Source organism: Pseudoflavonifractor sp. HNCC25GI2 (genome assembly GCF_058136395.1).
In genome coordinates this window covers 209,789-221,274 of record NZ_JBYUOW010000003.1, presented here as the reverse complement: position 1 = coordinate 221,274, position 11,486 = coordinate 209,789, and the positions used below count along the sequence as shown (strand labels likewise).

9 protein-coding genes are annotated in these 11,486 nt (G+C 60.4%); 5 read left to right on the top strand and 4 right to left on the bottom strand.

All coding sequences use genetic code 11. From position 1 onward, the window contains the following. Positions 1-38 precede the first annotated feature (38 nt). Positions 39-812 (bottom strand): uridine phosphorylase, encoded by a 774-nt coding sequence (gene udp / locus AC3YUO_RS05955; RefSeq protein ID WP_489962231.1) that lies wholly within the window; start codon positions 810-812, stop codon positions 39-41. A 316-nt stretch (positions 813-1,128) separates the two neighbouring features. Between udp and AC3YUO_RS05950 the strand changes: the two genes are divergently transcribed. From AC3YUO_RS05950 to AC3YUO_RS05930, 5 genes are all read left to right on the top strand, one after another. Further along, complete coding sequence (locus tag AC3YUO_RS05950) at positions 1,129-1,833, top strand: hypothetical protein (RefSeq protein WP_489962115.1); 705 nt, start codon at positions 1,129-1,131, stop codon at positions 1,831-1,833. A 92-nt stretch (positions 1,834-1,925) separates the two neighbouring features. Further along, positions 1,926-3,338, top strand: coding sequence for a Trk system potassium transporter TrkA (gene trkA / locus AC3YUO_RS05945; RefSeq protein WP_489962114.1), 1,413 nt, complete (start codon positions 1,926-1,928; stop codon positions 3,336-3,338). Continuing rightward, the gene (locus tag AC3YUO_RS05940) at positions 3,335-4,771 is read left to right on the top strand and encodes a TrkH family potassium uptake protein (protein WP_489962113.1); all 1,437 of its coding nucleotides are present in this window, start codon (positions 3,335-3,337) and stop codon (positions 4,769-4,771) included. The genes trkA and AC3YUO_RS05940 overlap by 4 nt, the downstream gene beginning before the upstream one ends. Positions 4,772-4,974: 203 nt before the next feature. Then, positions 4,975-7,077, top strand: a complete 2,103-nt coding sequence (locus AC3YUO_RS05935) for a sodium-translocating pyrophosphatase (protein ID WP_489962112.1) — start codon at positions 4,975-4,977, stop codon at positions 7,075-7,077. Between the two features lie 323 nt (positions 7,078-7,400). After that, positions 7,401-7,727 carry a sporulation initiation factor Spo0A C-terminal domain-containing protein gene (locus AC3YUO_RS05930; RefSeq protein WP_489962111.1) on the top strand — a complete coding sequence of 109 codons (327 nt, stop codon included), beginning with the start codon at positions 7,401-7,403 and terminating at the stop codon, positions 7,725-7,727. Between the two features lie 98 nt (positions 7,728-7,825). Here AC3YUO_RS05930 and AC3YUO_RS05925 read toward each other — a convergent pair whose 3' ends face one another. Genes AC3YUO_RS05925 through AC3YUO_RS05915 form a run of 3 tightly spaced genes read right to left on the bottom strand, consistent with a single transcriptional unit; the run spans position 7,826 to position 11,363 of the window. After that, entirely contained in the window at positions 7,826-10,108 is a 2,283-nt protein-coding gene (locus tag AC3YUO_RS05925; protein WP_489962110.1) for a xanthine dehydrogenase family protein molybdopterin-binding subunit, read from the bottom strand. Next, positions 10,105-10,572 carry a (2Fe-2S)-binding protein gene (locus AC3YUO_RS05920; protein WP_489962109.1) on the bottom strand — a complete coding sequence of 156 codons (468 nt, stop codon included), beginning with the start codon at positions 10,570-10,572 and terminating at the stop codon, positions 10,105-10,107. Before AC3YUO_RS05920 ends, AC3YUO_RS05925 begins: the two co-directional genes overlap by 4 nt. Beyond that, complete coding sequence (locus AC3YUO_RS05915) at positions 10,569-11,363, bottom strand: FAD binding domain-containing protein (RefSeq protein ID WP_489962108.1); 795 nt, start codon at positions 11,361-11,363, stop codon at positions 10,569-10,571. The genes AC3YUO_RS05920 and AC3YUO_RS05915 overlap by 4 nt, the downstream gene beginning before the upstream one ends. Positions 11,364-11,486 lie beyond the last annotated feature (123 nt).

Here is an 11,486-nt window from a genome sequence, read left to right as displayed (position 1 = left end):
TGTAATAAGAAAAAACAGCCGCTTCCGCGGCTGTTTTTTTATTTGTTCTTATCCTGGGCAATGAGCAGCTTCAGAGCCTCCACCCCAACCTGGATGGCGGCGCTGGTGTCGTGGGACTCCTCCTGATCGAGACCGGCGGCCTCCCGCTCCTGGTTCCAGATGACATGGAACACCGACCCGCACCGCACGCCCCGGCTGGCGGCTACGGCAAACAGCGCCGCCGATTCCATCTCCGAAGCCAGCACGCCCAGCCGTTTCCAGGCCTCCCATTTCTGCTCCAGCTCATAGGACACGGGCATCCGCCCCGGGGAATGCTGTCCGTAGAAGGAATCCTTGCACTGCACCACGCCGGCGTGCCACTTTTTTCCCAGGCTTCCGGCCGCCTGGGTCAGGGCGCTGGCCACCTGAAAATCGGGGACAGCGGGCCACTCCAGCGGTGCATACTCCCGGCTGGTTCCCTCCATGCGCACCGCTCCCGTGGCCACCACCACGTCACCGCTGCACACCTTCAGGGCAATGCCCCCGCAGGTTCCCACCCGCACAAAGGTATGGGTTCCCAAATTGGCCAGTTCCTCCATGGCAATGGCCGCAGAGGGACCGCCGATGCCTGTGGAAACCACACTTACCGGCTCGCCCAGAAGCGTGCCGTTCCAAATTTCATATTCCCGGTTGGTCCTCAGATACACCGGATTGTCAAAATACTGCGCAATGGCCTTGCAGCGGCCGGGGTCCCCGGGCAGAATGCAATAGTGCCCCACCTCGCCCTGGGCACACTGGATGTGAAACTGTACGCTGCGCTCCTGTTCGTTCATCTCTGTCGCCATCCTTTCCTCCGCCGCAGCCCCTGGCCGGCGGGCAGATTTGTTCCTTTATTTTAGCACAGCCCCGTTCTCCGGCGCAAGGCGTCCGGCCTTCTCTCCCTGTGCCTTTCCCTTGACCAGTTTGTCCTTTTATACTATAATGTTTGGTACTCATTATAAAATTGTCGGATTTTAGCCTCCGGCCCCTGTCGGGCTGTTGAGGGTTCCTGCTTGTATCTGCTACAAGTACATTTAAAGCGTTCTTGTCCACCCCCTGCTTACAGAAGCTGCACTTCCGATTTCAACTTCCCAGGAGGTTTTTTATCTCATGAAGCGGTCCATTCTTTTTTCCTCTGTTCTTTGCTTGTTGCTGGGACTGCTGATTGGCAGTCTGCTGCCCGCTCCCTGGGATAAGCCCTCGGTCCCTTCGGTGCCGGTTCTGTCCAACGGTTTTTCCACCTCGGCCCCCTCTGTGTCCAACTCAGTGGGCACTCAGACTACTCCGGACGAGATTTCTCTGGACACCAGCGACAATTCCCCCCTGCTGAACGCCGCCTGCGCCGTGGTACGGGCACTGCGCCAGGAGGATTACAGCACTGTGGCTTCCTTTGTCCATCCCACCAAGGGTGTCACCTTTACTCCCTATTCCACGGTAGAACCCGGCTCTGACCGGGTCTTCTCCCGGGATGAAATCATGAATCTCACCCAGGACTCCACCGTCTATACCTGGGGTACTGTGGACGGAAGAGGCTCCTCCATCGAGCTGACCATGGAGGACTACTTCTCCCGCTACGTCTTCAACGCCGACTATACTCAAGCGCCTCAAATCGGCGTGGACCGCATTCTCATGCACGGCAACGCCCTGGAAAATTTGAAAGAGGCCTACCCCCAGGGCCGCTTCGTGGACTTCTGCTATCCGCAGATGGACGAGGCCAGCGAGGGGTTGGACTGGTGCTCCCTGAAGCTTGTCTTTGAGCCGGTGGACGCCCACTGGCGTCTGGTGGGCGTGGTCCATGGAGAGTGGACCATCTGACCGGAACAAAATCTGTGTCCCTTCTGCCGGCCCTTTGTGCCGGCTTTTCATCACAGCGAGGAAACATTGATTTGTTGGAAAGGATGCTCTGAATGAAAATAGTCATTGTGGGCAACGGAAAAGTGGGTTTTACACTGGCGGAACAGCTGGTACGGGAGGAACACGATGTGGTTGTCGTGGACTCCAATGACAGTGCTCTGCACAAAGCCGCGGATGCGCTGGACATCATGGGGATCCGCGGCAACGGTGTGTCGGTTGCCACGCTCCGGGATGCCGGTGCCGATACTGCGGATCTGTTGATCGCTGCCACAAACTCAGACGAGGTCAACATGGTCTGCTGCCTCACGGCCAAAAACCTGGGGACCAAGTACACCATCGCCCGTATCCGCAACCGGGAATATGCCGCTGGCATGAATGAACTGCGGCATATTCTGGGCATTGATATGATCATCAACCCGGAGAACGCCACCGCCGTGGAAATCTCCCGTCTGCTCCGATTCCCCTCCGCGGCCAACATTGAGACCTTCTGCCGGGGCCGTGTGGAGCTAATGGGCTTCCGTCTGCTGGAGGACGACTTTATGGTGGGCAAGCCTCTGCGCGACCTGTCCGACCAGGTGAAAAAGCTCTCCCTGCTGTTCTGTGCGGTGGAGCGTGGGGAAGAGGTTATCATCCCCAACGGTGCCTTCGTCCCCCAGGCAGGGGACAAGCTCTACCTCATCGGCCGCCCCACCAGCCTGGACCAGTTCTTCCATACCCTGGGACGCTATACGCCCAAGGTGAAGAACGTCTTCATCGTAGGCGGCGGAAAGATTTCTTTGTATCTGGCCGCCATCCTGGAAAAAATGAGAATCAAGGTCAAGCTGGTGGAAATGAATCCGGAGCGCTGCCGCCTTATCAGTGAGCAGCTGCCCCACACCACCGTACTGTGCGGAGACGGCACGGACCAGGAGCTGCTGGAGTCGGAGCGGTTACCGGATTCCGACGCCTTTGTGGCCCTCACCGACCGGGACGAGGACAACCTGATTATCTCCCTGTACGCCATGCAGCAGGGACTTTCCAAGGTCATTGCCAAGTCCAACCGTCAGAATTATGCCAGCATTGCCCGGGCTATCGGTCTGGACAGCGTCATCTCCCCCAAGCTGATTACCGCCCAGCACATTCTCCAGGTGGTCCGGGGTATGGAAAATTCCCAGGGCAGCGTGATGAACGCCCTCTACCGCATCGCCGACGGAGCAGCGGAGGCCATGGAATTTACCGTCAGTCCCTCCACCCGGTACCTGGGTGTTCCCCTAAAGGATCTGCGGCTGAAGCCGGGCATTCTGATTTCGGTCATTGTTCGGGAGGGTGAAATCATCATTCCGGAGGGCTCCACTTCCCTTCGCGCCGGGGACAATGTGATCATTATCTCCCGCGGAAGCGGCATTCTGGACCTGAACGACATTTATAAAGGCGGCGACGCCTTCGGTGGAAGCGACCTGTCCGAACAGGCGGGGGGCGCCCGATGAACTATAAGTTAGTATTACGGGTTGTAGGCCGGGTCATGATTCTGGAGGCGGCTGCCATTCTGCTGCCTCTGGTGGTCGCCCTGCTGTATGGAGAGTCCCCCGCCCCCTTCGCCCTGGCCTCTGCCATTTTGCTGGTGGTGGGGTTTGCCCTCTCCCGCATTCCCTCCAAAAAGCACTTTTATACCCGGGAAGGCTTCTTTGCCGTGGGTCTCATCTGGATTTTGACCGGTGTGGCCGGGGCTCTGCCCTTCTATTTCTCCGGAGAGTTTCCCTCCTTTGTGGACTGCCTGTTTGAGTCCTTCTCCGGCTTCACCACCACCGGTGCCTCCATCCTCACGGACATTGAATCCCACTCCCGCGGGATTCTCTTCTGGCGTTCCTTCACCCACTGGATGGGCGGTATGGGCGTGCTGGTCCTGGCCACCGCCATTGTTCCCTCCATGGGTATCCGCTCCCACTATCTTACCCAGGCCGAGACTCCCGGTCCCGTCTTTTCCAAGCTGGTTCCCAAGCAGTCTCAGACCTCCAAGATCCTCTATGAGATTTACTGCGCCCTTACTCTGGCGGAAGTCCTGTGCCTGAAGCTGGCCGGAATGCCCCTCTACGACTGCTTTATCCACGCCTTTTCCTCCGCCGGCACCGGCGGTTTTTCCAACCGCAATATCAGCGTGGGCGCCTACGGAAGCGTAGCCATTGACCTTATCATCACGGTCTTTATTCTGCTCTTCTCTCTGAACTTCGCCCTCTTTTATCTGCTGCTCACCCGCCGCTTCAAGGAGGTACTGTGCAGCGACGAGCTGCGCTTCTTCCTGCTGGTGGTGGCCGGCGCCACAGTTTTGATTGCTGTGGACATCCTGCCCCTGTACGAAAGCATCTGGCAGAGCCTGCGCTACTCCGTGTTCCAGGTGGCCTCTATCATCTCTACCACCGGCTTCTCCACCGCCGACTTTGTCCAGTGGCCCCAGTTCTCTCAGGCCATTCTGATTCTGCTCATGTTCTGCGGCGCCTGTGCCGGCTCCACCGGCGGCGGTATGAAGTGCTCCCGGGTACTGATCCTGCTGCGCTCCATCCGCCGTGAGCTCCACCGCATCTCTCACCCCCGCTCCGTGGAAGTGGTCAAGCTGGACGGCAAGGTCCTGGATGAGGATACCATCCATTCCGTGCTCACCTTCGTGGGCTGCTATGTGCTTATTCTGCTGGGCGCCACTTTGGTAATCTCCCTGGACGACTTCTCCTTCGCTACCTCCTTCAGCTCCGCTCTTACCTGTATCAGCAACGTAGGACCTGGCCTGGAGGTTGTGGGTCCCATGGGCAACTTTGCCGCGTTTTCTCCTTTGTCCAAGCTTGTGATGTCTGCATGTATGGTAATCGGCCGCTTAGAGATCATGCCCATCCTGATTTTGCTCAGCCGTCATGCCTGGCAGAAGTCCTGAACGCAGGACTTATCCGTTTTCCATGCAGCCTAAGTTTTTTCTTGCTTTATTTTTTACGTCAAAATGTAAAACTCACTTTGATAATCCACTTGCTTTTTTGTGTCCATATGCTAAAATAGCACTATAACATTTCGCTTAAGCCGCTTCAAAGAGATTCAAAGAGCCGCTTGAGATGAAAAAGGGGAGTGCTAGACTTGGACAATATGTTTTGGATCGGACTTGCAGGCGCTGCTGCCGCGCTTTTCTTTGCCTGGTTTCAGCGCCGAAAGGTTCTCGCCTTCTCCGAAGGCAACGACACCATGAAAAAGATCGCCGCCGCCATTCGGCAGGGTGCTAACGCCTACTTAAAGCACCAGTATGCCACCGTGGCCAAGGTCTTTTTCGTGGTGTTTTTGGTTCTGCTCCTGCTGGCTTGGCGGGGGCTTCTGGATAACTGGTTCATCCCCTTTGCTTTCCTCACCGGCGGCATCTATTCCGCCCTGGCCGGCTTTGTGGGCATGAAGATCGCTACCTCCGCCAACGCCCGCACGGCTCAGGCGGCCAGCGAAAGCCTGAACAAGGGCCTGAACGTAGCCTTCTCCTCCGGCGCCGTCATGGGCTTCACTGTGGTGGGCCTGGGCCTGCTGGATATCTCCGTGTGGTTCCACATTCTCCGCTACATTGCCCACTTTGAGGCCGCTAAAATCGCCCAAACCATGGTTATGTTCGGCATGGGTGCCTCCTTCATGGCCCTCTTTGCCCGCGTGGGCGGCGGTATCTTCACCAAGGCTGCCGATGTGGGCGCCGACCTGGTTGGTAAGGTGGAAGCCGGTATCCCCGAGGATGACCCCCGCAACCCCGCCACTATCGCTGACAACGTGGGCGACAACGTGGGCGACGTGGCCGGCATGGGCGCCGACCTGTATGAGTCCTATGTAGGCTCCATCCTGGCCACCTTCGCTCTGGGCGTAGCCGCCTACCCCGAGAAGTCCTGGCAGTCCATGCTGCTGCCCATCGCACTGGCCGTTGTGGGCATCCTGTGCTCCATCTTCGGCTCCTTCCTCATCCGCACCAAGGAGGGCGCTTCCCAGCGTGAGCTGCTGGGCACCCTGCGCAAGGGCACCTACACCGCTGCTGTGCTGGCTGCCATCATTGCAGCCCCTCTCACCTACTTCACTCTGGGCAACTGGGGCGTATATGTGGCTATCCTGTGCGGCCTCATCGGCGGCTGCGCCATCGGCTACTTCACCGAATACTACACCTCCGATACATACAAGCCTACTCAAGGCCTGGCCGCGGCCACCGAGACCGGCGCCGCCACCACCATCATCGGCGGTCTCTCTCTGGGCATGCTGTCCACCATCGCCCCCATCCTCATTGTGGGTGCAGGCGTTATCATCTCCTTCCTGGCTGCCGGCGGCTCCCTGAACACTGCCTCCGCTGACTACGCGGCCAACTTCTCCCAGGGTCTCTACGGCATCGGCATCGCAGCCGTGGGCATGCTGTCCACTCTGGGCATCACCCTGGCCACTGACGCCTACGGCCCCGTGGCTGACAACGCCGGCGGCATCGCCGAGATGTCCGGTCTGGGCAAGGAGGTCCGTGAGCGCACCGACGCTCTGGACTCCCTGGGCAACACCACCGCCGCCACCGGCAAGGGCTTTGCCATCGGCTCCGCCGCCCTCACCGCTCTGGCCCTGCTGGTCTCCTACGTGGACATCGTCAGCGCCAAGCTGGAGGAAACCGGAGGCGCCATCGACCTGAGCCTCACCAATCCCGCCGTTCTGGTGGGTCTGTTCATCGGCGCTATGCTCACCTTCGTCTTCGCCGCCTTCACCATGAGCGCGGTGCAGCGTGCCGCCCAGTCCATCGTGGTGGAGGTCCGCCGCCAGTTCAAGGAGATTGCCGGTATCATGGACGGCACTGCTGACCCTGACTACGCCTCCTGTGTGGGCCTGTGCACCAAGGGCGCCCTTCGTGAGATGGTAAAGCCCTCCCTGTTGGCCATTATCGTTCCCATCCTCACCGGCCTCATTCTCTCTGTGGAGGGCGTGGTTGGTCTGCTGGGCGGCGTGTCCGTCACCGGCTTTGCCATGGCCGTGTTCATGTCCAACGCCGGCGGTGCCTGGGACAACGCCAAGAAGTACATTGAGGCCGGCCACCACGGCGGCAAGGGCGGCGAGCAGCACAAGGCTGCCGTCATCGGTGACACCGTGGGCGACCCCTTCAAGGATACCTCCGGTCCCTCTCTGAACATCCTCATCAAGCTGGTGTCCACCGTGTCCATCGTGTTCTCCGGCCTGATTGTGAACTTCCATCTGCTGTAAACCCAGCTTTATGAAGTGCCCCGCCGCACAATATGCGGCGGGGCACTTTTTATACTTTATATATCCATTCCTGCCCGCTACCTTCCCCTCGCTTCTCTCTGCCTTTTATCCACTGACCATTTCAAAAAATCACGCCCTATCTCCGTCTTTTCCGCCCTTTCTTCCATTTTTCCTCCAATTTCCGGAATATCGGCCCATATTTCCGATTTTTCGGCCTTCCCTTTTAACGGACTATTCGGTATGCTTTTTTCAGGGGTCTCTTATTCAGCAAGGAGGTAAAAAGAGCCCTATTTTATACAATACACAAACTGGGAGTGGTTGTCATGACTGGTTACTACACGCTGCTGATGAGGCTGGGCATCACGCCAAACTATGTGGCCTTTTCGCAGACCGCCTGCGCATTAAAGCTGATCCGCGGCAATCCGGACGCTCTGCAGCTGGTGACCAAGTGTCTCTACCCTGACGTAGCCAAAGAGTTTGGGACCAACTGGAAGGCTGTGGAGCGCAACATCCGTTCTGCCGCCAACATTGCCTGGCGCTGTAATCCGGATCTGGTGACGCACCTGGCTGGTTACCCCCTGGCCGACCGTCCCAAGGCTGCCCAGTTTATTGCCATTCTTTCCCGGGCGGATGTGTCCTCCCTCTCCTGAATCCCGGTTTGCACCCAGATTTTGCTGTAAAAAAGGTCCGTTCCCCCTCGGGGGAACGGGCCTCTCTTTTTACATGATATATGCCGAATACAGCGGACTCAATGCTTCTCCCCGCCCAGCAGGATATGCTCCGGCGTAATGGGCAGGCTGCGCACCCGCACGCCTGTGGCATTGAAGATGGCCTGGGCCACCGCAGGGGCCGGGGTATTGATGACCACCTCGCCGATGGACTTGGCTCCAAAGGGCCCGCTGGGCTCATGGCTCTCCTCAAAGGCCACCCGAATCTGAGGCAGGTCAGTGCGGCAGGGAATCTTATACTGCATGAAGGAGTGGTTGAGCATCTGGCCCCGGCTGTCGTACTGAATGTCCTCGTAGAGGGCCATACCGATGCCCTGGGCGATGCCGCCCTCCGCCTGGACCCGGGCCAGGTTCTTGTTGACCACGGTGCCGCAGTCCACCACGCCCACGTAGTCCGTCACCTTGGCCTCGCCGGTCTCCAGGTCCACCTCCACCTGGGCAAAGCCCGCCATCAGCGGCGGGGGCGAGGTGGGGCTGCAATGGCTGGCAGTGGCGGTGAGCCACTGGGTCCCCTCTCCCACCACCAGGGCCTGAGCCAGCTGGCTGAGGGTAATGCCCCGGGAGGGCTCTGCACAGTCAAAGACCCGCTCTCCGTCAAACTCCGCCTGCTCCACCGGGATGCCCAGCCGCTTGGCTCCCTGGACGGTAATGGACTCCATCAGCTGGGTACAGGCCTTCACCACCGCGTTGCCGGTGACATAGGTGGTGCTGGAGGCGTAGGATCCGGTATCAAAGGGGGAGTGGTCGGTGTCCACTCCGTCCACCGTGATGCGCTCCAGGGAGCAGTTCAGTGTCTCCGCCGCCATCTGAGCCAGGATGGTGTCGCAGCCCGTACCCATATCGGTAGCCCCGATCATCAGGGTGTAATAGCCATCATCGTTGAGCTTGATGGTGGCGGTGGCGGTATCCACCGCCGAGATGCCCGAGCCCTGCATGGTGATGGCCATGCCCAGGCCCCGGACCTTATGGTCGGAGACCTGGACCCGGGGATACTTCTCCTCCCAGCCGATGAGCTTCATGCCGGTGCGGATACACTCCTCCAGCTTGGAACTGCTGAGGGGCTCATTGTAATAGGCGGGCATGGTCTCCCCGGGCTGGGGAATGTTCTGAAGCCGCAGCTGGGCAGGGTCCACCCCCAGTTCCACCGCCAGCTCGTTGATGGCGGATTCCAGGGCAAAGCAGCCCTGAGTGGCTCCGTAGCCTCGGAATGCCCCCGCTGCCATGGTATTGGTATACACCACGTCCCAGGAGAAGCGGAATGCCTTGGCCTTGGCATAGAGGGGAATGCTCTTGTGGCCCACCAGGCCCACGGTGGTGGAGGCGTGCTCCCCGTAGGCTCCGGCGTTGGACAGGGCGTGCATGTCAATGGCCCGCACGGTTCCGTCCTTCATGGCGCCCACCCGCACCCGAACCCGCATCTGGTGGCGGCTGTTGGAGGCCTGGAAGGACTCCGCCCGGGTATAGACAATCTTGGCCGGACGGCCGGTACGCAGGGTGACCAGGGCGGGGAAGAGCTCACTGACCAGGGTCTGCTTGGCCCCGAAGCCGCCGCCAATCCGGGGCTTAACCACCCGCACGGCAGTCATGGGCAGGTCCAGCGCCCGGGCGATGGTACGCCGGCAGTGGAAGGGCACCTGGGTGGAGGTCACCACATTGAGGCGGCCGTTACAATCCAGATAGGTGTAGGTGCGGAAGGTCTCCATCATGGCCTGGGCGTTGGCCTTTGTGTAGTAGGTGCGGTCCAGCACCACATCGCACTTCGCAAGCTCCGCCTCAACATCCCCCTCCCCCTCGCAGCCGCTGGCCACCAGGTTGCGGGCGGGGTCGCCGCCGATGTCAAAGTTGTTGAAGTAGTCCTCCCCCTGGTGGACCAGCACCGGGTTGTCCAGGGCCTGCTCAAAGTCCAGCACCGGCTCCAGCACCTCGTAGTCCACCTTGAGGATCCGCATGGCCTTGTCTACGCAGGCCTCGTCCACGCCGGCCACAATGGCCACCGGGTCGCCCACATAGCGCACAGTCTGCTCCAGAATATACCGGTCGTAGGGACTGGGCTCGGGGTAGGACTGTCCCGCCAGGGTGTAGCGGATTTTGGGCACGTCCTCCCAGGTGAGCACGGCCACCACACCCGGCACCTTACTGGCCGCCGTCTTTTTGATCTCCCGAATCCGGGCATGGGCATGGGGGCTGCGCAGCACCTTCACAACCAGGCAGTCGGCGGGGGCGATGTCATCGGTATAGACTCCCTTGCCGCCGGTCAGCGCCCCGCTGTCCAGCTTGGGAATTGCCTCATTGACCAGCTTCATGCCTGCTCCTCCCTCCGTCTCTCCTTCAGCCAGGCCTGAATGGCCCGCATCTGGCTCACATAGCCGGTGCAGCGGCACAGATTGCCCGCCAGATAATGGGCAATCTCCTCCTCAGTGGGATCGGTGAGCTCCCGGGCCATGGCCAGCACAGTCATGATAAAGCCGGGGCTGCAGTAGCCGCACTGCTCCGCACCCTGCCGGGCCATGCACTGGCCGAAGGCCTCTGCCTCCTCCTGCACGCCCTCCAGGGTGGTCACACGCTTACCGTCCGCCCGGACCGCGGGATAGGAGCAGGACAGCACCGGAGTGCCCTCCACCCAGACGGTACAAAGACCGCAGTTGCTGGTGCCACAGCCCCGCTTCACGCTGAGGCAGCCGCACGCCCGCACAAAATCCAGCAGCATCAAATCCCCGGCAACCTCCCGGGTATAGGGGATGCCGTTCAGTGTTATGGTAACCTTCATCCTTGCTCCTCCTCCAGCTGCTGGGCCGCCCGGCGCACCAGCACCTCGGCCATGCGGCGGCGGTATTCCTCGCTGCCACGCAGGTTGCTTCCAAAGCGCAGCTGAGCCGCCGCGGCTTCGCCCGCTGCCTGCGCTCCCTCGCCCCGGGCCAGGCAGGCTTCCGCCTCAGCGGACCGCTGGGCCGCATAGGGCCGGGCGCCCACAGACACCCGCCAGTCATCTCCCAGACGGCTCACCGCCACGGCCAGCACCGGGAAATCGGTGCTGCTGCGCCGCACGCTCTCATAGGCCGCCCGCCGGCCATCGTCCGGGATACGAATCTCAACAAGCACATCTCCGGGGCAGCCGTCCGAGGCCAAAAACGCCTCCAGGGACATCTCCCCCGCCCGATGGAACACCACCCGGGCGTCCAGGGCCAGCAGGGCGGTAATCACATCGGAAAATCCAAACCGGGCATACACCGACCCGCCCACGGTGGCCAGGTTCCGGAACTGCACCCCCACGATGGAGGACACCGCTCGGCCCAGCAGGCCGTCAAAGCGCCCGGTCACCGCCGGATGGATCTCCAGCTGGCGCAGAGGGACACTTGCCCCCAGCACCAGCCAGCCTTTCTCTTCCCGAATGTAGTCCAGGCCCAGCCGGCTCAGGTCCACGGCCTTCCGAATCCGCCGGTTACCCAGCCGCAGCCAGCAGCAGCCGCCCAGGGCCACATGATTTTTCGGGTCGCTGCTCAGCAGCTGGCACGCCTCCTCCAGAGAAGATGGCATGCAGTACTCCTCTACACGATACAAAAAAACGCCTCCCTATCCGCGCCCACAGGGGCGGTCAAGCCCATTGCTTTTCCATTCCATATCAGCGAAAATCCCCTCCGGCATGCACCGCGGGGATGATCAATTTATTATATCGAACTTTCT

Bases quoted from the DNA above. Each gene is read 5' to 3' on its own strand.
- udp (WP_489962231.1), bottom strand. From the start codon at position 812: ATGAACGAACAGGAGCGCAGCGTACAGTTTCACATCCAGTGTGCCCAG.
- AC3YUO_RS05950 (WP_489962115.1), top strand. From the start codon at position 1,129: ATGAAGCGGTCCATTCTTTTTTCCTCTGTTCTTTGCTTGTTGCTGGGA.
- trkA (WP_489962114.1), top strand. From the start codon at position 1,926: ATGAAAATAGTCATTGTGGGCAACGGAAAAGTGGGTTTTACACTGGCG.
- AC3YUO_RS05940 (WP_489962113.1), top strand. From the start codon at position 3,335: ATGAACTATAAGTTAGTATTACGGGTTGTAGGCCGGGTCATGATTCTG.
- AC3YUO_RS05935 (WP_489962112.1), top strand. From the start codon at position 4,975: ATGTTTTGGATCGGACTTGCAGGCGCTGCTGCCGCGCTTTTCTTTGCC.
- AC3YUO_RS05930 (WP_489962111.1), top strand. From the start codon at position 7,401: ATGACTGGTTACTACACGCTGCTGATGAGGCTGGGCATCACGCCAAAC.
- AC3YUO_RS05925 (WP_489962110.1), bottom strand. From the start codon at position 10,108: ATGAAGCTGGTCAATGAGGCAATTCCCAAGCTGGACAGCGGGGCGCTG.
- AC3YUO_RS05920 (WP_489962109.1), bottom strand. From the start codon at position 10,572: ATGAAGGTTACCATAACACTGAACGGCATCCCCTATACCCGGGAGGTT.